This is a genomic window from Streptomyces sp. CB01249, from assembly GCF_001905735.1.
GTDB lineage: Bacteria > Actinomycetota > Actinomycetes > Streptomycetales > Streptomycetaceae > Streptomyces.
Map to the genome: position 1 here is coordinate 157,270 of NZ_LISW01000005.1, position 19,211 is coordinate 176,480.

Consider the following 19,211-nt stretch of genomic DNA (forward strand, 5'->3'; position numbering starts at 1 on the left):
GGTGGCGAGTGGGGGCGACAGTGGCCAGCAACGGATTCGATTTCTCACCCGGAGCGCAGATTCCGCTCCAGGGGTCGGCAGGCGCGGCGGTGGCGACCAACGCCCTCGCCTCCGCCGCGTACCGCGACAGCCCGGTGGAGGAGATCCTCAAAGCCAACAGCGAGTGGCACAAGTCCGAGGTGAAGGCGGGCCGTTCCGGCTTCCTCAAGTCCGACTACTTCAAGCCCAACCTCGGCGAGGCGTTCGCCCGCGCCGTGCAGGAGCGCATGCTCGGCGGCGCCCGCAAGGACCTCATCCAGTCCTTCGGCACCGACCCGCAGACCGTGGTCGAACACTGCCTCTCCGCCAACAGCCTCCGCAAGCAGCGCGACACCCGGCTCACCGCCGTCACCGTGCTGTTCGGCTTCCTCTTCCTGCCGGGCATGCTGCTGTGGGTCATCGTCTTCCGGCTCCGCGACGGCTTCGCCAAGACCAAGGACAGGCTCCTCACCACCCTCGGAAACAGCCTGCTGCCCCTCGTCGGCATCGGCGTCGTCGTGCTGATGATCCGGCTGCCCCTGACCGGACTCCTCGCCCTCTACCTCCGCGCCATGCTCGTCGCCCCCGTCATCGGCTGGTACATCGCCAAACGGATCGCCGAAAGCTCCGCCCGGGACATGCGCGCCCGCTGGGAGGGCCTGCTCTCCGGCGGCGGCGTCACCGCCAAGATCCCCGAGTCCGTCCCGAAGAACCCCAGCGAGACAGCCCGCGAGGCCCTGCGCCAGGGCCTGGAGAAGCTCTCCGCCGAACAGCAGTCCAACTCCGTCTTCTACGCCGGCCCCAAGGGCATCCTCGGCATGGGCACCCGCTGGGGCAGCTGGCAGCTCGCCGAGGACCTCGTCCCCAAGGAGCCCGGCAAGGAGATCCACCAGTTCCGCAGCTGGGACGTCGTCCGCGTCATCCACGACCAGCTCAAACTGCTGGAACGCGGCCCGCTGAACACCGGCGGATTCCCCACCCCCTCCGTCAACCACTGGATCGTCACCCCCATCGGGGAGAACGCCGACGCCGTCACCCGCCCCCAGGGCGAGGACGTCGCCACCTACCAGATCAAGCCCCACGAGATACAGCGGATCTGCAACCACCAGCAGTTCGGCGGCGGCAACCGCCACTACCTCGGCGTGCAGTTCACCCTCTGGGACGGCCAGCTCGTCATCACCATGATGATCACCGTCACCGTCCTCTACGAGACCCTGCGCATCGAGGTCACCGGACACGCCCTCGGCCCCGTCCACTCCCTCTTCACCTCCAAGCCCGCCGCGAAGACCCGCACCGTCAACAAGACCGTCCGGTTCTGGGAGACCCGCGACATCACCCTCGCCCTCGTCGACGCCCACGAGGTCACCCGACTCGCCCTGCGCGCCCCCTTCACCTGGTATCCGCCGCTCCTCGACTACCTCGGCGGCAAGATCGCCCTGCCCGAGCCCTTCGGCCTCCGCCACGCCTGGGCCGAGAAGCCCTGGCGCCACCGCTTCATGGCCGACGACGCCATGCGCGCCGCCACCCCCGTCCTGCGCGTCGTGCACAACGCCGCCATCAAGGTCCTGGAGGAGCACGGCGTGGACACCGAGCGCTTCAACAGCCGCTCGTCGGTCCTCAGCGGCCTCGTCCAGCAGCCCAGCCCCGGCAAGGCCGACCTCTACGACGCGTGACCCCCGGGTACGCGAAAGGGGCGCCCCGGAGAGAACCTCCGGGACGCCCCACGCGTCGAGCGAGCGAATCAGTCGACCGGCCAGGCGTCCGCCAGCATCTTCCGCGTGTCCGCCAGCAGCTGCGGCAGCACCCGGGTGTGCCCCACCACCGGCATGAAGTTCGCGTCCCCACCCCACCGGGGCACCAGGTGCTGATGCAGATGCGCGGCAATGCCCGCCCCCGCCACCGCACCCTGGTTCATCCCGATGTTGAACCCGTGCGCACCCGAGGCCGCCCGCAGCGCGCGCATCGCCCGCTTCGTGAAATCGGCCAGCTCCGCCGTCTCCGGACCGTCCAGCTCCGTGTAGTCCGCGACGTGCCGGTACGGCACCACCATCAGGTGGCCCCCGTTGTACGGGTACAGATTCAGCACGGCGTACACCTTCGCACCGCGCGCGACGACGAGCCCGTCCTCGTCCGACTTCTCCGGAATCCCGCAGAACGGACAGCCGTCCCCCGCCTCCGGGCCGGTCGGCTTGTTCTCGCCCTGGATGTACGCCATCCGGTGGGGCGTCCACAGGCGCTGGAACGCGTCGGGCGTCCCCACTCCGATCTGCTGCTCCGGCTCAGTCGTCATGCCGGCCAGCATATTGCTTCACCTGTGCGGAGCGTGTCGCCGGGGCCGATCCCGTACAGGCACCGCGATGCTGGGCCGATGAGCGCGCGCACTCCGGCCCCGCCCCCTCCCGCCCTCACCCGCTGGGAGCAGCGCACCGAGGTCCCGCTCCTCGCCGCAGCCCTGGTCTTCCTCGCCGGCTACGCGTTCCGCGTCCTCGCCCCGCACGACGCCCAGCCCTGGCACGACCTCTCCCTCGCCCTCGTCGGCGCGACCTGGCTGCTCTTCGTCCTCGACTACGCGGTACGCGTGCGGCTCAGCGGCCTCGGCCCGGGCCTCCGCTTCATCCGCGTCCACTGGCTCGACACCCTGGTCCTGGTCCTCCCGCTGCTGCGCCCGCTGCGCATGGTGCAGGTCTACACGGCGGTCCAGGAGAAGCAGGACCGCCCGCGCCTCGGCCTGTACGCGCGGGTGATCTCGTACGCCGGAATGACCGCCGTCCTGCTGGGCTTCTCGGCGGCCCTCAGCGTGTACCACTGGGAGCACGACGCCCCCGGCACCTCGATCCGCACGTTCGGGGACGCGGTCTGGTGGGCGTGCGAGACGCTGACGACGGTGGGTTACGGGGACGTCGTGCCGGTGACGGCGGGCGGCCGGATCATCGCGGCGGGCCTGATGGCGTGCGGCCTGGGGCTGCTGGGGGCGGTGACGGGCTCGTTCTCGTCGTGGCTGATCCAGGTGTTCCGCAGGGAGGACGAGAAGGAGCCCCCGGCGAGCGGGTAGCTCGGCCGGGGGCTCCTGGAACGGCTCGGATCAGACCTGGACGCGGTCCTCGACGGCCTTGGCGATCTTGGCGATGGCCTCGTCCACCGGGATCCCGTTCTCCTGCGAACCGTCGCGGTAGCGGAAGGAGACGGCACCGTTGGCCATGTCCTCATCACCCGCGATGATCATGAACGGAACCTTGTTCTTCTGCTGGTTCCTGATCTTCTTCTGCATGCGGTCCGAGGAGGCGTCCACGTCCACCCGGAGCCCCTGCTTGCGGGCCTTGGCCGCGAACTCCTGGAGGTACGGGATGTGCGTGTCGCCGATCGGGATGCCGACCGCCTGGACCGGGGCCAGCCACACCGGGAACGCACCCGCGTAGTGCTCGAGCAGCACCGCGAAGAAGCGCTCGATGGAGCCGAACAGGGCGCGGTGGATCATGACCGGGCGCTGCTTGGAGCCGTCCGGACCGGTGTACTCCAGGTCGAACCGCTCCGGCAGGTTGAAGTCGAGCTGAATGGTCGACATCTGCCAGGTCCGGCCGATGGCGTCCTTGCACTGCACCGAGATCTTCGGGCCGTAGAACGCGGCCCCGCCCGGGTCCGGGACCAGGGGCAGGCCCTGCTTCTCGGCGACCTGGCGCAGGGTCTCGGTGGCCTCTTCCCAGGCATCGTCCGACCCGACGAACTTCTCCGGGTCCTTGGTGGACAGCTCCAGGTAGAAGTCGGTGAGCCCGTAGTCGCGGAGCAGGTTCAGGACGAAGGTGAGCGTCCGGTCCAGTTCCTCGGCCATCTGCTCACGGGTGCAGTAGATGTGCGCGTCATCCTGCGTGAAGCCGCGCGAGCGGGTCAGGCCGTGCACGACGCCCGACTTCTCGTACCGGTACACCGTGCCGAACTCGAAGAGACGCAGGGGCAGTTCACGGTACGAACGGCCGCGCGCGTCGAAGATCAGGTTGTGCATCGGGCAGTTCATGGGCTTGAGGTAGTAGTCCACCCCGTCGTCCAGCTGCATGGGCGGGTACATGCCGTCGGCGTACCAGTCCAGGTGGCCGGACTTCTCGAAGAGCTTGCCCTTGGTGGCGTGCGGCGAGTAGACGAACTCGTAGCCCTCCTCCTCGTGCCGGCGGCGCGAGTAGTCCTCCATGGCCCGGCGGATGACGCCGCCCTTGGGGTGGAAGACGGCGAGGCCGGGGCCGATCTCGTCGGGGAAGGAGAAGAGGTCCAGCTCGTTGCCGAGCTTGCGGTGGTCGCGCTTGGCGGCCTCCTCCAGGAACTCCAGGTGCGCCTTCAGCTCGTCCTTGGTGGGCCAGGCGGTGCCGTAGATGCGCTGGAGCATCGGGTTCTTCTCGCTGCCCCGCCAGTACGCGGCGGCGTTCCGCATCAGCTTGAAGGCCGGGATGAACCGGGTCGTCGGCAGGTGCGGGCCCCGGCAGAGGTCCTTCCAGCACAGGTCGCCGGTCTTCGGGTCGAGGTTGTCGTAGATGGTCAGCTCGCCGCCGCCCACCTCGACGTCCGCGCCGTCGTCCGAGGAGGCGGAGCCCTTGATGCCGATGAGCTCCAGCTTGTACGGCTCGTCGGCCAGCTCCTCGCGGGCGGCCTCGTCCGTCACGACCCGGCGGGAGAACTTCTGGCCCCGCTTCTGGATCTCCTGCATCTTCTTCTCGATGGCCTTGAGGTCCTCGGGCGTGAACGGCTTCTCGACGTCGAAGTCGTAGTAGAAGCCGTCCTTGACCGGCGGGCCGATGCCGAGCTTGGCCTCGGGGTGCAGCTCCTGCACGGCCTGCGCCATGACGTGCGCGGTGGAGTGGCGCAGGATGTTGAGGCCGTCCTCGGAGGAGATCTCGACGGGCTCGACGGTCTCGCCGTCCTTGAGCTCGTACGCGAGGTCCTTCAGCTCGCCGCCGACGCGGGCGGCGACGATGGTGCGCTCACCGGGGAAGAGCTCGGCAGCCGTAGTGCCCGTCGTCACCACGCGCTCTTCCCGCTCGGAATCGCGTTGGATGGTCACACGGACGTCTGACACCGGTCTCTCCTGACTCAGGGGGCGCACCGCACTCCTCTGGCGCGTGCAGAAGGAATCGTACCGAGCCGAGGGCCCCCATTGCGAAAGGCCCTGGGGCCTTCCCTTTGGGTCATGCCGGGCTCGCAGGCTCTGGCACCGCACCTCGCGGCGTTGTCGTCAATCACCAACGCTCCGCGTTGCCTCAATCCTCCGCCTTGCGATGCACGGCACCAGAGCCCGCTCCCTGATCCGGCCTGACCCAAAGGGAAGGCCCTACTCCCCCGTGCACGCCTCCTCGAAGAAGTCCACGTTCTCCTGGAGCGACTTCATGAGCCGGTCCCGTTCCTCGTCGTCCACCTGTACGGGGACGACCTGCGAGGCCCCGGTCAGCCGCCGGAAGCCGCCCCGGCTCTCCAGCCGCCCCTCCACCCGGACCGGCAGCCCGACCAGATGGGCCTGGCCCGCGATCCGGTACGCCTCCTCGTCCAGCTCGATCCGGACGTGCGGCACCTCGGCCCCGGCCAGCACCCGCAGCCGTACGGTCCCGGCCCCGCGCGGCCCGGACCGCCGCAGCCGGACGACGGCCCCGGTGATCCGTACGGCGACGGCTGGCTCGTCGCGGAGGTAGCGCGCCCCGGCCCGGCGCAGGGCGGGCAGGTCGCCCGGGGAGAACTCAACGGGTTCGGGGCGGGCGGGGCAGCCGGCGGGGGTTCCGGCGGCGGGCGCCCAGTCCAGCGCGATGGCGGCGCCCTCCGAGCCCCGGACGAGGGCGACGACCGCCTCGGTGAGCTCCCGGCTGACGCCCGCCGCGACGGCGTTGTCGAAGGCTTCCATGCCACCGGTGGCCCGTTGGTAGTCCACCGCCTCTCGGGTGGCGTGCAGGGCGTGATGGAGCCGGACGGCGACGGGGCGGCCCGGGTCGACCGGGACGAACGCGGTGAGGGAGCGGCCGCCGGGTCCGGGGCCGGTGAGCACGGGGCCGAGGGCGGCCAGGGCGCGGCTGCGGCGGCGGGCGCCGTGGTAGCCGGCCGGGCCCCGGAGGGCGAGGGCTCCGGCCAGCAGGATCTGGCGGGCGGCTCCGTGCAGCTGCTCCGCGCCGAGCCAGTCGACGGCACCGGCGGCGGGTTCGGGGACCTCGCGGTGCCAGCGGATCTCGTCGCTGGGGACGGCGAGGGCGACCAGGATCTCCCGGGCGGAGGGGGCGGCGCTGCGGGCCAGCGCGGTCAGGGCCTCGGCGAGCAGGTCCTCGCTGTCGGGGAAGGTCCTGGTGCGGGGCACGAGGAGGCTGGTGGTGCCGCCGGGCGGGGTCCAGCGGCTGTAGGGGCCTCCGTCGGTGCCGCGACGCTGCCAGCCGTGCCGGGCGAGCAGGGCGCCGAGATCGGCGGGGTCGACGCGGGCCGGGTCGGGCAGGCCCCAGGCATCCGGCACGGCCTCGCCGTGGACGCGTACGGACTCGTGCATCAGGGTCTCCCTCCCGCCCCGACGCGGTTCATGATCTCGCAGAGCGCCCGGTCGTCGAAGACGCGCGAGGTCATGAGCCGCACGGTGGTCCGGTGGCGGCCGGTCACGGGGTGTCCGGCCAGATTGGTCCAATAGCAGCAGTGCCGCAGGTCGAGGCTGTCCGGGCCGGCCCGCAGCCAGTCGTCCTGGCTGCGCGGCACGAGCATCACGACCAGGATCTTGTGCACGGACACGGGCGTCCGGGCGAGCTTCACCAGGTGGGCGTTGTCCAGCGTGAAGGCGAAGGTCGGGCCGGGCGGCCGGGCCGGTATCTGGTAGGTGCACTTCAGCTGGACCTTGATGGTCACCTCGTCGTCCACGAGGTGACCGGGGGAACCGTGGCTGACGTGCCAGTCGATGCCGTTGTCGGGGAAGGGCTGCGACAGCGAGCAGCCCGCCGCCGCGGCGACGGCGTGGAGGTAGCCCACCTGGAGGGTCTCCATGCAGGCGGTGGTGGCGAGTCCGCCGCGCAGCGGTGCGGTCCGCTGGGGCAGCAGCCCGCTCGGTTCGGGCTGCGCGAGCGCCATGGCTCCGTAAGCCTTCCGGGCCGTACCAATGGGGATGAGGTGTACCGGGCGGTCAACTTCCGCTGCCGGTACTTGTGTTGTCACCGCACGGGACCGTGCGCAAACGGCGTATCAGGCAAAGGGCGCGGGTATCACCGAACCGGGCAGAGGAATCCCGCCATCTGCCGTGCGTGCGCGAGGAGTTCGGGGATGACTCATTGGTACGAAGGGCCGCTGGCCGCTTTCGACACGGAGACGACGGGTGTGGACGTCGAGGAGGACCGGATCGTCTCGGCCGCCCTGGTGATCCAGGACCGGTCGGACGGGCCGGTGCGCGTCACCCGCTGGCTGGTGAATCCGGGGGTGCCGGTCCCTCCGGGTGCGACGGAGATCCACGGGCTGACCGACGACCACCTCCAGCGCAACGGCCGCTGGCCGGCGCCCGCGATCGAGGAGATGGCACGGGCGCTGGCCGAGCAGTGCGCGGCGGGGCGGCCGCTCGTCGTGATGAACGCGCCGTTCGATCTGACGCTGCTGGACCGGGAGTTGAAGCGGCACCGGGCGTCGTCGCTGGGCGCGTACCTGGAGCGGTCGCCGCTGTGCGTGCTGGACCCCCGGGTGCTGGACAAGCACCTGGACCGCTACCGCAAGGGCCGTCGCACGCTGACGGATCTCTGCGAGCTGTACGGCGTGCTGCTGGACGGGGCGCACGACGCGGCGGCTGACGCGGCCGCCTCGCTGGAGCTGGTCCGGGCGGTGGGGCGCCGCTTCTCGGCCCGGCTCGAACGGCTGACCCCGGCGGAGTTGCACACGCTCCAAGCGGTCTGGCACGCCGCTCAGGCGCGGGGGCTCCAGGCGTGGTTCGCGCGGAGCGGGACGCCGGAGACGGTGGACCCGGCCTGGCCGCTGCGCCCGGAGCTGCGCACGGCCGCGTGAGGCGAAGGAGTGGCCGGACATGCGAAAGCCGGTCCGTCGGTGGTGCTGACGGACCGGCTTCTCCGGGGTGGGCGATACTGGGTTCGAACCAGTGACCTCTTCGGTGTGAACGAAGCGCTCTCCCACTGAGCTAATCGCCCGGGAACGGGTTGAACCATACAGGGCCGGACGGCCGTGGTTCAAACCGCTTCCAGCCGGGCCGCGAGTCCGCGCCGCCCGGCCCGCATCATCAGGGCGTGGTTGGCGCGGAACACCGGCCGGCAGGGCACCGCGAGGACCCGCAGCAGCCTCCGGCGCACCTCGACCTCCTGCTCGTAGACGGCCCGGGTGCCGGAGCCGTGCGGTGCGACCGTCCAGCGGACCCAGCCGTCGAGATCGCCGCCGAGCGCGGCTTCGAGGACGCCGTGCGCCGGGTCGTGGCGCCGTTCACGCACGGTCGTGACGAGGTCGTACGGGAGGAGGGAACGGATCCGGGTGGTGCCGGACTCGCTGCCGGACCGGGTGACCTCGCGGACCTGCGGCCACCACCGCGGATAGTCCTGGACGCGTTCGAGCGCGGCGTACACGGCCTCGGGCGGCGCCCGGAACTCCCATACGGTGACGAATCGGTAGTGGTTCCAGTTCATGACCCCAGGATGCGCGTACTCAGACGGGCATCTGAGTACCTGGACGCATGTTCGGTCGCGTGGCGCGCAGCACACTCGCGTTCATGGAACATGTGCCGCCGCCCGCCGAGGAATTGGCGCTCCTCGATCGTGAACTGGCCCGGCTGGACGCCCGCCGGGCCCAGCTGCTGACCCGCCGCACCTGGCTGCTGCGGGCACTGGAAGCCACCGGCCCCGCCCCCTGGGGGCCGCCCCAGGCCTCTGTCACGCCCTGGGGCCCCGGCGGGTTCGGCCCGGCGCGTCCGGCCTCGAAGCGCAGTGTGCAGAACGTGCTGCTGATCCTCGGCGGGCTGCTCCTCGCGGTCGCCGCCCTCGCGTTCACCCTGGTCAGCTGGGGCGACCTGGGCATCGGCGGGCGCAGCGCGGTGCTGACCGCGGTGACGGCCGGGGCGCTGGCCGCTCCGGCGACGCTGCTGCGCCGGGGTCTGGCCGCGACGGCGGAGGCGCTGGTGGCGGTGGCGTCGGTGCTGATGGTGCTCGACGCGTACGCGGTGTACGCGGTGGCGCTGCCGGACGCGGGCGGCGCGGCGTACACGGGGACGGCGGCGGCGGTGCTCGCGCTGCTGTGGACGACCTACGGGCTGCTCCTGGGCAAGCTGCGGCTGCCGCTGCCGCTGGCGGTCGTCTCGGCGCAGCTGCCGCTGGTGCTGTGGGTGTGGGCGGCGGACGGCGGGCCGCTGTGGTTCTCGGGGGCGCTGCTGGTGACGGCCGCGCTGGACGGCGTGGTGGCGCTGACCGTCGGACGGGCGTCGGTACGCGTGGTGGCGTGCGTCGCCCTGTGCGCGACGGGCGGGGCGGGGTTGCTGGTGGCGCTCGTGGAGTCGCTGACGGCGGCCGGGCCCGCCGGTGCGGTGGCGCCGGGGGCGCTGCTGCTGGCCGGTGCGGCGCTCGCCCTGGCGGGGGCGCGCCGGGCTCCGGTGCCGTTCGCGACGGCCGGCGGCGTGGTGGCCGGTCTCGGGGCCGTGGCAGCCGTGGGCGGGGTGCCGGCGGCCGGGGTGCCGGACGGCTGGCGGGTCCTGGCGTACCTGCTGTGCGCCGGGGCGGTGCTGTTCTCCGTACGCGCTCCGCTGGGCGTCGCGGCGGCGCGGGGGCTCGCGTGGGCGTCGGCGGTCGTGGCGGCCGGCGCGGTGCTGGTGTCGCTGGTGCCGGTGACGGTGGTCGCGGCGGGCCCGGTGACGCGGCTGGGCGCGGTGTGGTCCGGTGCGCCGCGCGGCGGGGCGCGGGGCGCGGTGGGTGCGACGGACCTGCCGTGGGACGCGATGGCGTCCGCGCCGGTGGTGCTGCTGCTGGTGGCCGTTGCGCTGGGCGCCGCGTTCCGCCGGTGGGACGGTCTGCTCCGGTGGGCCGGGCCGGTGCTCGTGCCCGGGCCCGCGTGGCGGGGTGCGGCGGGGGCGGCCGGGGTGGCGCTGGGCTGGGCGGGGCTGATGGTGCTGCCGGCCGCGCTGGACCTGTCCTTCGCGGCGGCCCAGGCGGGGCAGCTGGTCCTGGCCGTGGCGGCGTTCGGCCTGGCGGTGGCCGGGCTGCGGGCCGGGGCGCGGGCCGTGGCGGTGACGGCCGGTGCGGTCGGGGTGGCCGGTGCGGTGGGCGCGGGTCTGCTGGCGCTGGCGACGGAGGCGGCCACGTACACGGCGTTCGGTCTGCTGGTGGTGGTGTTCGTGGCGCTGGCGGTGGCCCTGGACCGGCAGGAGGGCGTCTCGCCGCCGGCGGTGTCGGCGGCGGCCTGTGCGGCGGTGGCGTGCGCCGTGGTGCCGGTGGCCGCGCTGGGGTCCTCGCTGGGCCTCGCGGTGTACGAGGCGGCGGTGCCCCTGCTGGCGGTGCCGACGGCGACGGTGCTGGTGGGGGCGCGGCTGAAGGGTCACCCGGTGGCGGTGCCGGTCGAGGTGACCGGTGCGGCGGCGGGTGTGGTGGCGGTCGCCATGGCGGTGGACGACGCGCGGTTCCTGGCGCTGGTGCTGGCGCTGTGCGGGGTGCTCGCGGCGGGGACGGCGCTGCGCCCGGAGCGGCGGCCGCTCGCGGGGTACCTGGCGACGGGGCTGTTCGTGCTGGCGGCGTGGGTGCGGCTCGCGGTGTCGGGGGTGTCGGCCCCGGAGGCGTACACCCTGCCGGTCACCGTTCCGGCGCTGGTGGTCGGGGTGCTGCGCCGTCGCCGCGATCCGTCGGCCTCGTCGTGGGCGGCGTACGGGGCGGGGCTCGCGGTGACGCTGGTGCCGTCGCTGGGCGCCGCCTGGACGGACCCGCACTGGACGCGTCCGCTGCTGCTGGGGGTGGCGGCCCTGGGGATCACGCTGGCGGGGGCACGGCTGCGGCTCCAGGCGCTGCTGGTGTTGGGCGGCGCGGTGCTGGCGCTGGACGCGCTGCACGAGCTGGCGCCGTACGTGGTGCAGGTGGCGGGGGCGCTGCCGCGGTGGGTGGCGCCGGCGCTGGCCGGGGTGCTGCTGCTGGTGGTGGGTGCGACGTACGAGAAGCGGCTGCGGGACGCCCGGCGGCTGAAGGAGGCGCTGGGGCGGATGCGGTGAGGTGAGGGCGGGAACGCCGACGGCCCGGAAGCTCTTGGAGCTTCCGGGCCGTCGGTCCGGGGTGGGCGATACTGGGTTCGAACCAGTGACCTCTTCGGTGTGAACGAAGCGCTCTCCCACTGAGCTAATCGCCCGGGCGCACCGCAAACATTACCCCATGTCAGCGGCGTCCCCCGACCATCCCCGGGACCGCCCGGGGGTCACTCGTGGATCTTCCAGGGCATGACTATCCCGAACTTCCACACGTAGATCCCGACGAGCACCGCGATGATCACGAGTCCGATCACCGTGAGGATGATGTTGCGCCGCCGGACCTTGGGGTCGAGCGCCCGCTGGGCGGCCTCGGTGACCTTGCGCCGGGTCCAGCGCAGCACCAGCTGGGCCCAGACGAACTCGGTCGCCCAGATCGCCATTCCACCGAAGATCACCAGCCAGCCGGGGCCCGGCAGCGGCAGCATGATGATGCCGGCCACGACGACGGCGAGGCCGACGACGAAGACGCCGACCTGCCAGCTGATGTGCAGGGCCCGGGACGCCTTGATGAAGCCCGGCGCTCTGGAGCCGAGCGACGGGTCCTCCTTGGTCACTCCCGGTATGACGTCCCCCGTCGCGTCGCGGGGCGCTTCCCCCGCGGCGGGAGCCGGTGTCTTCGCCGCGGCGGCACCGTCCCGCTCGTCACTCTCCGCATTCATGGATCCAACCTACCGGACCGGCTCCCGTTCACTTGAATGGCCGCATGACGCAAAGTTACACACCGCTGTACGAGCTACCCGAAGCATCTCAAAACGGTCAGAGGGGTTTACAACGCCACCGTAGGTGGCATGTCGATTTCGCCGACGTGCGAATCCCCGAGCGCACACTGAGCGAAAGGCCCTGGCGCTTATGAACACCACGGTCAGCTGCGAGCTGCACCTGCGCCTCGTTGTGTCGAGCGAGTCCTCACTGCCTGTACCCGCGGGCCTGCGGTATGACACGGCCGATCCGTATGCCGTGCACGCCACCTTCCACACCGGAGCGGAGGAGACGGTCGAGTGGGTTTTCGCCCGCGACCTCCTTGCCGAGGGGCTGCACCGGCCCACCGGCACCGGAGACGTACGTGTCTGGCCATCCCGTAGTCACGGCCAGGGCGTCGTCTGCATCGCGCTGAGCTCCCCAGAGGGCGAAGCACTGCTCGAGGCCCCGGCACGGGCCCTGGAGTCGTTCCTGAAGCGGACCGACGCCGCGGTTCCACCGGGCACCGAACACCGTCACTTCGACCTCGATACGGAGCTCTCACACATCCTGGCCGAGAGCTGAGCCAGGCCCGAGAGCTGCACGACGCCGTCCGACTCGGGGAGACGGCGTCGCGCGGACAAGCCTCATACGGCTGATACCGGCGCCGGTGACCGCGGATCCACCGCGGTGACCGGCGCCGGTCCGCGTCCGGCCCGAGCCAGTAGAGTCGTCCGGCATCGGCGGGCGCCCGCACGCCGGAGGCCAGGGAGCGAAAGCGTGCTGATCCCCCACGACACCCGGATCGCCCTCGACCTAGTGGTCGATCTGGTGAACACCGCGCCGGAGAGCGAGCCGGAAGGGGGCGGGGCACCGGCCGACGGGCTCGCCGACGTCACGGCCCTCCACGCCTTCGCCGTACGCCACCGCGTGAGCGGGATCGGCGAGCTCGACCAGCAGGACCTGAAGGCCGTGCACGACGTGCGCGCCCGGTTCGCCGAGGTCTTCGCCGCCGGGGACGCGCGCACCGCCGCCGGGCTGGTGAACGCCCTGGTGGCCGCTGCGGGCACCACGCCGCAGCTCACCGCCCACGACGGCTACGACTGGCATGTGCACTACTTCTCGCCGGACGCCTCGATCGCCGACCATCTGGCGGCCGACTGCGGCATGGCCCTCGCCTTCATCATCGTGGCGGGCGAGACGGAGCGGCTGCGGCGGTGCGAGGCGCCGGACTGCCGGAACGCCTTCGTGGACCTCTCGCGCAACCGCTCCCGCCGCTACTGCTCCAGCCGCACCTGCGGTAACCGCCTGCACGTGGCCGCGTACCGGGCGCGCCGCCGGGAAGCGGCCGGCTGACGGCTCACAGCAGGAAGAGATCGTGCAACGCGGCCATCAGCAGCAGGCTGCCGACGACCGTGAGGAAGATCATCAGAGGGGGCTGGGAAAGCGCGAAGAGGCAGCCGCGCGGCTCTTCGCCAGGGGGTGCGGGGGCGTCGCCCCGAGAGGTGTCCACCATTTCGGGACGATCATGACGCAGTCCCGGGGGTGCTCCGTACCAACATGCCTCTTCACGACGGGAGTTCACTCGTCATGGGGGCCTCGTTAATCGCTCCGGCGTGCGAGCGCCCAGCGCATTTCCTAACCCCCGCTCCCCCTGCGGTCCCGGCGGCTCAGCTCAGCTCGCGCAGCTTCCGCAGCTGGACCTGGCGCTGGACGCCGGTGCCGCCCTCGTGGCCGTTCCAGGGGTAGATCTCGATCTCCTTGGGCCCGGCCCAGCGGTTGTACGCGGCGAAGACCGTGGAGGGCGGGCAGATCGCGTCCATCAGGGCGACCGAGTAGAGGGCGGGCACGGTCGCGCGGGCGGCGAAGCTGACGCCGTCGAAGTACGACAGGGTGCGGAACACCTGGGCGTCCGCGCCGTGCCGGGTGGCCAGGAACCGGACGATCTCCTGGTACGGGTCCTCATCGGTGATCTCGACGGCCCGCCGGAAGTGCGTCAGGAACGGCACGTCCACGAAGGCGGCCTGCACGTGCGGGCTGAGGGCCGCCACGGCCTGGGAGATGCCGCCGCCCTGGCTGGCGCCGTTGACGACGATGCGGGCGGGATCGACGGCCGGGTGGCTGCGGGCCACCTCGACGGCGCGCACCGCGTCGGTGAAGACCCGGCGGTAGTAGTACGTCTCCGGGTCGAGAATGCCGTTGGTCATGAAGCCGGGCGCCTGCGGGTTGGCGGCGCCGTACGGGTCCGGCGTGGCGCCCGCCGAGTGGTGGTTGACCGCGCCCTGGCCGCGCGTGTCCACGATCAGCGCGGCCCAGCCGGCCGAGGGCCACACCAGGTGGTCGTGGGGCAGCCCGCGCCCGCCGCTGTAGCCGAGGTAGTGCACGACGGTCGGCAGGGGGCCCTCGGCGCCCGCGGGGACGTTCAGCCAGGCGCGTATCCGGTGCCCGCCCCAGCCCGCGAACGACACGTCGTACGAGTCGACGGCGGCCAGCGCGCCGTCGTAGGGCGCGAACTCGGCGTCCAGCGGGTGGGCGGCGGCCTCGTCCAGGGTGAGCTGCCAGAAGGCGTCGAAGTCCTCCGGCTCGTCGGGGTCGGGCCGGTAGCCGCGCAGCTGGTCCAGGGGCAGGTCGAACAGGGCCATCGCTTCTCCGTTTCGGGCACGCGGAAGGGGGCGGCGTGCGCCGCACAGGTCCACGCGTCCCGCCCCCGGTGTCATGGGCCTCGAACGCATACGTGCGCGGCCCAGCGGGACGCTATGCGGCGCCGCCGGGCAGGGTCAAGGAATCCCGGGAGGCCCGGGCGAAACGATTCACCTGGTGAGACGGGGGCGGCCCCGCCGCGTGCTGCGACGGGGCCCGTGGGTCCGGACGGCTCCCGGTGTCAGATGCCGTGCTTCTTCAGGATGGCCTCGATGTCGCTGAAGTCGTCGCCGGTGCCGGAGGAGGCGGACTGCTTGCCCTGCTTACCGCGCGTACGCGTGGCCGCCGGGGAGGAGCCCGCGCCGAGCGAAGGGGCGGAAGCGCCCGGCTCCACGGCCTCGCCCCGGGCGGCCCGGGCCGCGCCCCGGCGCTCCTTGCGGCTGCCGCCGCCCCGGCGTTCGACCGCGCGCGTGAGCATGAAGAGCAGCCAGGCCACGCCCAGCAGGCCGAAGCCCAGCCAGACGCTCGGCTTGAAGGCGATGTCCGACACCCACTTCACGACACCCGTCAGCACCAGGCCGACCGGCACCAGCGAGTAGGCGGCGATCCTCGTCGCGGTGAGGAACCGCTTGCGGTACGCGGTGACGGCCGCGATGCCCAGGCCCGCCGCGGACACCGCGGAACAAATGGTCTCGGCAAGCATCGGTGCCTCCTGGCGCAGGGGGATACGTCCCTTCCATCCTGCACCGGACACCGGGCGGGCGGCCATGCCCCGGGCCCGTATCAGGGAGATCTCAGGGGCCGGGCTCCTCCCCAGGTGCCGGGCGGCCGCCCGGCCGTGCACCCTGCGAGACTGGCCCCATGAGCGATTCCACCCCCGCCGCACCGGTCGTCCTCGACGTCTGGTGCGAGCTCCAGTGCCCCGACTGCCACCACGCCCTGACCGATGTGCACGCCCTGCGGGCCCGGTACGGCGACCGGCTGGAGATCCGGCTGCGGCACTTCCCCCTGGAGAAGCACAAGCACGCCTACGCCGCCGCGCAGGCCGCCGAGGAAGCCGTGGTCCAGGGAAGCGGCTGGCCGTACATCGAGGCGGTGCTCGCGCGCACCGGTGACCTCGGGGCGCGGGGCGAGAAGCTGCTGGTCGAGGTGGCCGGGGAGCTGGGGCTGGACGCGGAGGAGTTCGACACCGCGCTCATCGACGGCCGCCACATGCTGATCGTGGACGCGGACCAGGCCGAGGGCAAGGCCATCGGGGTCACCGGCACGCCTACGTACGTGATCGGCGGGGAGCGCCTGGACGGCGGCAAGAGCCAGGACGGGCTGCGCGCGCGGATCGAGGAGATCGCCGACCGGCTCCTGGCCGAACGGGGCTGAGGGGCACGGCTACAGCGGTTTGGCCAGGTTGTGCTGGGTCGGCTCGTAACCGAGCGATTCGTACAGCCGCAGGGCCGGGGTGTTGGCTGTGACGACGTGCAGCCCGATCCGCGTCTCGCCCGCCGCCAGCGCGATCCGCTCGGCCTGGAGCATCAGGGCCCGCCCGTAGCCGCGCCCCCGGTACGGCTCCGCCACCTCCACGTCGAACACGTAGCCGATGCGCATCCCGGGATGCATTTCGAACGGCGCCTCCCAGACATGGCCGACCGTCTCACCCTCGCGGCGCAGGTGGTCCAGCCGCACCCCCTCGGTGGCGAGGCCGTCCGGGAGGTGGCGGGCGTGGGAGGCGCGGGCCGCGGCCGGGGCCGCCTCGCGCGGGACGCCCCGGCTCACCAGGTTCTCCGTGTACGCGGCGATGGCGTCGCGCTCCCAGACGGCGAACTCCTCGGGCGTCATCGGGTGGGCGGTGAGCCCGTCCGGGAGGGCCGGGGGCTCCTCGGGCAGCGTCTTGACCATGTTGCGGCTGCGCTCCGTGTAGCCGAGCGCGGCGGCAAGGCGTTGCCCCGCGGGGTCCCCGGCGGCCACCTCCGTACACACCTGGGAGCAGCCCCAGCCGCGCAGGATCTCCTCGGAGGCCAGGGCGGCGATGGTGCCCCGGCCGCGCCTGCGGACGGCCTCGTCGATCCGCAGGGCTCTGATCAGGCCCGTCGCCCCGCCCGCGCCCGGCTCGACGGCGAGCGCGACGGAGCCGACGGGGCGCCCGTTGTCGCACACGTCGTACGCGCGCCGCTGTGCGCCGTCGGCGCCTGACTGGATCGGCCCGGCCGGCCGCAGTGTCGTCGTCATCAGGTGGTTTCTATCCCCTGCGCGCGGGCCCGTCACCCGTATTTGCGCGGACGGGCCGTTGCCGTCACGGGTCGAGGTCGTCGGCCGCGCGCTCCTCGAAGATCCGCATCGCCTTGGCGGTGACCGGCCCCGGTGCGCCCGGCAGCTCCCGGCCGTCGATCCGGTGGACGGCCTGCACGTCGCGGAGGGTGGAGGTCAGGAAGACCTCGTCGGCCCGGTCCAGGACGTCGAACGGCAGGTCGGTCTCCTGCGCGCCGGTCCACTCCGCGGTGAGCGCCCGCGTGATGCCGGCCAGGCAGCCGGAGGCGACGGGCGGGGTGTGGAGCTGCCCGTCCAGGACGACGAAGACGTTGGACCCGGTGCCCTCGCAGAGCCGGCCGACGGTGTTGGCGAACAGCGCCTCGGACGCGCCCTGCTCGTGGGCACGGGCGAGGGCGACGACGTTCTCCGCGTACGAGGTGGTCTTGAGGCCGGTGAGCGCGGAGCGCTCGTTGCGGGTCCAGGGCACGGTGACGACGGCCGTGGTGTCGGGACGGCGGCTCACCTCACCGAGGGCGACGACGAGGCCGGGGCCCGCGTCGCCCCGGTCGGAGCCGAGGGGCGAGATGCCTCCGGTGTACGTGATCCGGAGCCGTCCGAGCCCGACCGGGTTGGCCTCCACGACGGCGGCGCAGGCGCGGCGCACCTCGTCCAGGTCGGGGGCGGGCAGGCCGAGGCCCTGGGCGGACCGGGCCAGGCGGTCGAGGTGGCGGGTGAGGGCGAAGGGGCGGCCGTGGGAGACCCGGAGCGTCTCGAAGACGCCGTCGCCGACGGTGAGGCCGTGGTCGAGCACGGACACCCGGGCGTCGTCGGCGGGGCGCAGCTCGCCGTTGACCCAGATCCTCATGGTGCGGTCCTTCCGGTTGCTTCGTATGCGCCCGACGCTACAGCGAGCAGCCTGGACGCCTTGAGTTCGGTCTCGTCCCATTCGCGTTCCGGATCGGAGCCCCAGGTGATCCCGGCCCCGGTGCCGAAGCGCAGGAGGGGGGCGGGTCCGGTGCGGTCGGTCCAGAAGGTCCTGATGCCGACGGCGAGCGAGGCGGTCCCGCGGTCGGCGTCCACCCAGCCGATGCCGCCGCAGTACGGGCCGCGCGGGGCGGTCTCCAGTTCGCGGATGATCCGCAGCGCACTGGACTTGGGGGCGCCGGTGACCGAGCCGGGCGGGAAGGCCGCGGCGAGGATCTCCGGCCAGCCGGCGCCCTCGGCGAGGCGGCCGCGCACGGTGGAGACGAGGTGGACGAGGCCCGGGTGCTTCTCGACGGCGCAGAGGTCGGGGACGGTGACCGAGCCGGTGGCGCAGACCCGGCCCAGGTCGTTGCGGACCAGGTCCACGATCATCACGTTCTCGGCGTGGTCCTTCTCCAGCAGGTCCGCCTCGGTGCGCCCGGTGCCCTTGATGGGTCCGGACTCGACCGTGCGGCCGTCCCTGCGCAGGAAGAGCTCGGGGGACGCGGTGGCGATCTCGACGCCGTGCGCGGGGAGCCGAATCGTTCCTGCGTACGGGGCGGGGTTGCCGCGCGCCAGCAGTGCGGTGAGGGCGTCCACGTCGGCCGGGCCCGGCCCGGGCAGCGGTGCGGTCAGCACCCGGCAGAGGTTGGCCTGGTAGACCTCGCCGGTTGCGATGTACGCGCGGATGCGCCGTACGCCTTCGGTGTAGGCCTCCCGGTCGAGCGAGGAGGTCCAGTCGCCGGTGCCCGGGCCGCGCCAGGCGCCGGGGACCGGGGCGGGCACGGGAGCGGGGCGCACGGTGTCGAAGCGGGCGCAGGTCAGGGAACCTTCGAAGCCCGCGCAGACGGCCCAGAAGCCGGACGAGTCGAGGGCGGCGGGATCACTGGTCACATCCCGCAGACCGGAGGCGACGAGGCCGCCGAAGCGGGCCATGGGAGCGAGGTCGTGCACGTCCGTGAGTGTAGGACGGCGCACGGTGACCCGCGCCGGGGCGAGCGCACCTCAGCACGCTGCACAAACGCGTTTTTGTACTGGCCCGGGAATCCGCTAGAGTTCAACACGTCGCCGGGACGCGCAAGCGGACCGGGAAAGACAAGCGGACGTAGCTCAGTTGGTAGAGCGCAACCTTGCCAAGGTTGAGGTCGCCAGTTCGAACCTGGTCGTCCGCTCGCAGAAGGTGGGGATCTTCACCGGTCTCCCACCCCTGGTGGAGTGGCCGAGAGGCGAGGCAACGGCCTGCAAAGCCGTCTACACGGGTTCAAATCCCGTCTCCACCTCCACGGACGATTAGCTCAGCGGGAGAGCGCTTCCCTGACACGGAAGAGGTCACTGGTTCAATCCCAGTATCGTCCACTGATCCGCAAGGATCTCCGGTCCGCAAGGATCACCCGCGCGATTAGCTCAGCGGGAGAGCGCTTCCCTGACACGGAAGAGGTCACTGGTTCAATCCCAGTATCGCGCACGCAGTACA

19 protein-coding genes and 6 tRNA genes are annotated in these 19,211 nt (G+C 72.4%); 11 read left to right on the top strand and 14 right to left on the bottom strand.

Going from position 1 to position 19,211, the window contains the following annotated elements; translation table 11 throughout:
* The first annotated feature begins 20 nt into the window (after positions 1-20).
* Entirely contained in the window at positions 21-1,691 is a 1,671-nt protein-coding gene (locus AMK18_RS23330) for a hypothetical protein (protein WP_018103864.1), read from the top strand.
* Between the two features lie 68 nt (positions 1,692-1,759).
* On the opposite strand, the gene AMK18_RS23335 is transcribed toward AMK18_RS23330, so the two are convergent.
* Positions 1,760-2,320 (bottom strand): HIT family protein, encoded by a 561-nt coding sequence (locus AMK18_RS23335; RefSeq protein WP_073864357.1) that lies wholly within the window; start codon positions 2,318-2,320, stop codon positions 1,760-1,762.
* A 66-nt stretch (positions 2,321-2,386) separates the two neighbouring features.
* On the opposite strand from AMK18_RS23335, the gene AMK18_RS23340 reads away from it, so the two are divergent.
* Positions 2,387-3,070: a potassium channel family protein gene (locus tag AMK18_RS23340; RefSeq protein WP_073864358.1), complete on the top strand. Its 684-nt coding sequence runs from the start codon at positions 2,387-2,389 to the stop codon at positions 3,068-3,070.
* A 30-nt stretch (positions 3,071-3,100) separates the two neighbouring features.
* Here AMK18_RS23340 and thrS read toward each other — a convergent pair whose 3' ends face one another.
* The 3 genes from thrS to AMK18_RS23355 form a co-directional block, all read right to left on the bottom strand.
* A complete protein-coding gene (gene thrS / locus AMK18_RS23345; RefSeq protein ID WP_073864359.1) occupies positions 3,101-5,077 on the bottom strand; it encodes a threonine--tRNA ligase in 1,977 nt (658 codons plus the stop codon).
* A gap of 252 nt (positions 5,078-5,329) precedes the next feature.
* A complete protein-coding gene (locus AMK18_RS23350; protein WP_073864361.1) occupies positions 5,330-6,517 on the bottom strand; it encodes a hypothetical protein in 1,188 nt (395 codons plus the stop codon).
* Positions 6,517-7,083, bottom strand: a complete 567-nt coding sequence (locus tag AMK18_RS23355) for a DUF4365 domain-containing protein (protein ID WP_073864363.1) — start codon at positions 7,081-7,083, stop codon at positions 6,517-6,519. The genes AMK18_RS23350 and AMK18_RS23355 overlap by 1 nt, the downstream gene beginning before the upstream one ends.
* Before the next feature lie 189 nt (positions 7,084-7,272).
* Between AMK18_RS23355 and AMK18_RS23360 the strand changes: the two genes are divergently transcribed.
* The gene (locus tag AMK18_RS23360; RefSeq protein WP_018103858.1) at positions 7,273-7,998 is read left to right on the top strand and encodes a 3'-5' exonuclease; all 726 of its coding nucleotides are present in this window, start codon (positions 7,273-7,275) and stop codon (positions 7,996-7,998) included.
* A 68-nt stretch (positions 7,999-8,066) separates the two neighbouring features.
* Here AMK18_RS23360 and AMK18_RS23365 read toward each other — a convergent pair.
* Positions 8,067-8,138 (bottom strand) — tRNA-Val (locus tag AMK18_RS23365).
* A 39-nt stretch (positions 8,139-8,177) separates the two neighbouring features.
* A complete protein-coding gene (locus tag AMK18_RS23370; RefSeq protein ID WP_073864365.1) occupies positions 8,178-8,624 on the bottom strand; it encodes an SRPBCC family protein in 447 nt (148 codons plus the stop codon).
* Positions 8,625-8,707: 83 nt separating this feature from the next.
* Here AMK18_RS23370 and AMK18_RS23375 point away from each other — a divergent pair, with 83 nt between their 5' ends.
* Positions 8,708-11,179 (top strand): SCO7613 C-terminal domain-containing membrane protein, encoded by a 2,472-nt coding sequence (locus tag AMK18_RS23375; protein ID WP_241836630.1) that lies wholly within the window; start codon positions 8,708-8,710, stop codon positions 11,177-11,179.
* 62 nt (positions 11,180-11,241) lie between these two features.
* Here the strand turns inward: AMK18_RS23375 and AMK18_RS23380 are convergent.
* Both AMK18_RS23380 and AMK18_RS23385 read right to left on the bottom strand, forming a co-directional pair.
* Positions 11,242-11,313 (bottom strand) — tRNA-Val (locus AMK18_RS23380).
* Positions 11,314-11,379: 66 nt separating this feature from the next.
* Complete coding sequence (locus AMK18_RS23385) at positions 11,380-11,871, bottom strand: TIGR02611 family protein (RefSeq protein WP_073864368.1); 492 nt, start codon at positions 11,869-11,871, stop codon at positions 11,380-11,382.
* 190 nt (positions 11,872-12,061) lie between these two features.
* On the opposite strand from AMK18_RS23385, the gene AMK18_RS23390 reads away from it, so the two are divergent.
* Together AMK18_RS23390 and AMK18_RS23395 are read left to right on the top strand one after the other, a co-directional pair.
* Positions 12,062-12,475 (top strand): SsgA family sporulation/cell division regulator, encoded by a 414-nt coding sequence (locus AMK18_RS23390; RefSeq protein ID WP_003959770.1) that lies wholly within the window; start codon positions 12,062-12,064, stop codon positions 12,473-12,475.
* 195 nt (positions 12,476-12,670) lie between these two features.
* Positions 12,671-13,246 (top strand): CGNR zinc finger domain-containing protein, encoded by a 576-nt coding sequence (locus AMK18_RS23395; RefSeq protein WP_073864370.1) that lies wholly within the window; start codon positions 12,671-12,673, stop codon positions 13,244-13,246.
* A gap of 4 nt (positions 13,247-13,250) precedes the next feature.
* Here AMK18_RS23395 and AMK18_RS34935 read toward each other — a convergent pair whose 3' ends face one another.
* The 3 genes from AMK18_RS34935 to AMK18_RS23405 form a co-directional block, all read right to left on the bottom strand.
* A complete protein-coding gene (locus AMK18_RS34935) occupies positions 13,251-13,406 on the bottom strand; it encodes a hypothetical protein (protein WP_018103853.1) in 156 nt (51 codons plus the stop codon).
* Between the two features lie 154 nt (positions 13,407-13,560).
* A complete protein-coding gene (locus AMK18_RS23400; RefSeq protein WP_018103852.1) occupies positions 13,561-14,532 on the bottom strand; it encodes an acetylxylan esterase in 972 nt (323 codons plus the stop codon).
* Between the two features lie 239 nt (positions 14,533-14,771).
* Positions 14,772-15,233 (bottom strand): hypothetical protein, encoded by a 462-nt coding sequence (locus AMK18_RS23405; RefSeq protein WP_073864372.1) that lies wholly within the window; start codon positions 15,231-15,233, stop codon positions 14,772-14,774.
* A gap of 158 nt (positions 15,234-15,391) precedes the next feature.
* Between AMK18_RS23405 and AMK18_RS23410 the strand changes: the two genes are divergently transcribed.
* Complete coding sequence (locus AMK18_RS23410; protein WP_073864374.1) at positions 15,392-15,907, top strand: DsbA family protein; 516 nt, start codon at positions 15,392-15,394, stop codon at positions 15,905-15,907.
* Between the two features lie 9 nt (positions 15,908-15,916).
* On the opposite strand, the gene AMK18_RS23415 is transcribed toward AMK18_RS23410, so the two are convergent.
* The 3 genes from AMK18_RS23415 to AMK18_RS23425 all read right to left on the bottom strand — a co-directional run bounded on the left by AMK18_RS23415 (position 15,917) and on the right by AMK18_RS23425 (position 18,673).
* Positions 15,917-16,753 (bottom strand): GNAT family N-acetyltransferase, encoded by an 837-nt coding sequence (locus AMK18_RS23415; protein WP_073864376.1) that lies wholly within the window; start codon positions 16,751-16,753, stop codon positions 15,917-15,919.
* Positions 16,754-16,817: 64 nt separating this feature from the next.
* Positions 16,818-17,639 carry an aminotransferase class IV gene (locus tag AMK18_RS23420; RefSeq protein ID WP_073864378.1) on the bottom strand — a complete coding sequence of 274 codons (822 nt, stop codon included), beginning with the start codon at positions 17,637-17,639 and terminating at the stop codon, positions 16,818-16,820.
* Complete coding sequence (locus AMK18_RS23425) at positions 17,636-18,673, bottom strand: chorismate-binding protein (protein ID WP_073864379.1); 1,038 nt, start codon at positions 18,671-18,673, stop codon at positions 17,636-17,638. The genes AMK18_RS23420 and AMK18_RS23425 overlap by 4 nt, the downstream gene beginning before the upstream one ends.
* 163 nt (positions 18,674-18,836) lie before the next feature.
* Here AMK18_RS23425 and AMK18_RS23430 point away from each other — a divergent pair.
* The 4 genes from AMK18_RS23430 (at position 18,837) to AMK18_RS23445 (ending at position 19,202) form a co-directional block, all read left to right on the top strand.
* A tRNA-Gly gene (locus tag AMK18_RS23430) sits at positions 18,837-18,909 on the top strand.
* 37 nt (positions 18,910-18,946) lie between these two features.
* A tRNA-Cys gene (locus AMK18_RS23435) sits at positions 18,947-19,020 on the top strand.
* Position 19,021: 1 nt separating this feature from the next.
* A tRNA-Val gene (locus tag AMK18_RS23440) sits at positions 19,022-19,093 on the top strand.
* 37 nt (positions 19,094-19,130) lie between these two features.
* Positions 19,131-19,202: transfer RNA gene (locus AMK18_RS23445), tRNA-Val, on the top strand.
* The last annotated feature ends 9 nt before the right edge of the window (positions 19,203-19,211 follow it).

What these genes read in the sequence shown, in the direction of transcription:
- AMK18_RS23400 (WP_018103852.1), bottom strand. Translation starts at nt 14,532, where the DNA reads ATGGCCCTGTTCGACCTGCCCCTGGACCAGCTGCGCGGCTACCGGCCC.
- AMK18_RS34935 (WP_018103853.1), bottom strand. Translation starts at nt 13,406, where the DNA reads ATGGTGGACACCTCTCGGGGCGACGCCCCCGCACCCCCTGGCGAAGAG.
- AMK18_RS23390 (WP_003959770.1), top strand. Translation starts at nt 12,062, where the DNA reads ATGAACACCACGGTCAGCTGCGAGCTGCACCTGCGCCTCGTTGTGTCG.
- AMK18_RS23355 (WP_073864363.1), bottom strand. Translation starts at nt 7,083, where the DNA reads ATGGCGCTCGCGCAGCCCGAACCGAGCGGGCTGCTGCCCCAGCGGACC.
- AMK18_RS23370 (WP_073864365.1), bottom strand. Translation starts at nt 8,624, where the DNA reads ATGAACTGGAACCACTACCGATTCGTCACCGTATGGGAGTTCCGGGCG.
- AMK18_RS23335 (WP_073864357.1), bottom strand. Translation starts at nt 2,320, where the DNA reads ATGCTGGCCGGCATGACGACTGAGCCGGAGCAGCAGATCGGAGTGGGG.
- AMK18_RS23350 (WP_073864361.1), bottom strand. Translation starts at nt 6,517, where the DNA reads ATGCACGAGTCCGTACGCGTCCACGGCGAGGCCGTGCCGGATGCCTGG.
- AMK18_RS23340 (WP_073864358.1), top strand. Translation starts at nt 2,387, where the DNA reads ATGAGCGCGCGCACTCCGGCCCCGCCCCCTCCCGCCCTCACCCGCTGG.
- AMK18_RS23410 (WP_073864374.1), top strand. Translation starts at nt 15,392, where the DNA reads ATGAGCGATTCCACCCCCGCCGCACCGGTCGTCCTCGACGTCTGGTGC.
- AMK18_RS23360 (WP_018103858.1), top strand. Translation starts at nt 7,273, where the DNA reads ATGACTCATTGGTACGAAGGGCCGCTGGCCGCTTTCGACACGGAGACG.
- AMK18_RS23375 (WP_241836630.1), top strand. Translation starts at nt 8,708, where the DNA reads ATGGAACATGTGCCGCCGCCCGCCGAGGAATTGGCGCTCCTCGATCGT.
- AMK18_RS23415 (WP_073864376.1), bottom strand. Translation starts at nt 16,753, where the DNA reads ATGACGACGACACTGCGGCCGGCCGGGCCGATCCAGTCAGGCGCCGAC.
- AMK18_RS23385 (WP_073864368.1), bottom strand. Translation starts at nt 11,871, where the DNA reads ATGAATGCGGAGAGTGACGAGCGGGACGGTGCCGCCGCGGCGAAGACA.
- AMK18_RS23420 (WP_073864378.1), bottom strand. Translation starts at nt 17,639, where the DNA reads ATGAGGATCTGGGTCAACGGCGAGCTGCGCCCCGCCGACGACGCCCGG.
- AMK18_RS23405 (WP_073864372.1), bottom strand. Translation starts at nt 15,233, where the DNA reads ATGCTTGCCGAGACCATTTGTTCCGCGGTGTCCGCGGCGGGCCTGGGC.
- AMK18_RS23425 (WP_073864379.1), bottom strand. Translation starts at nt 18,673, where the DNA reads ATGGCCCGCTTCGGCGGCCTCGTCGCCTCCGGTCTGCGGGATGTGACC.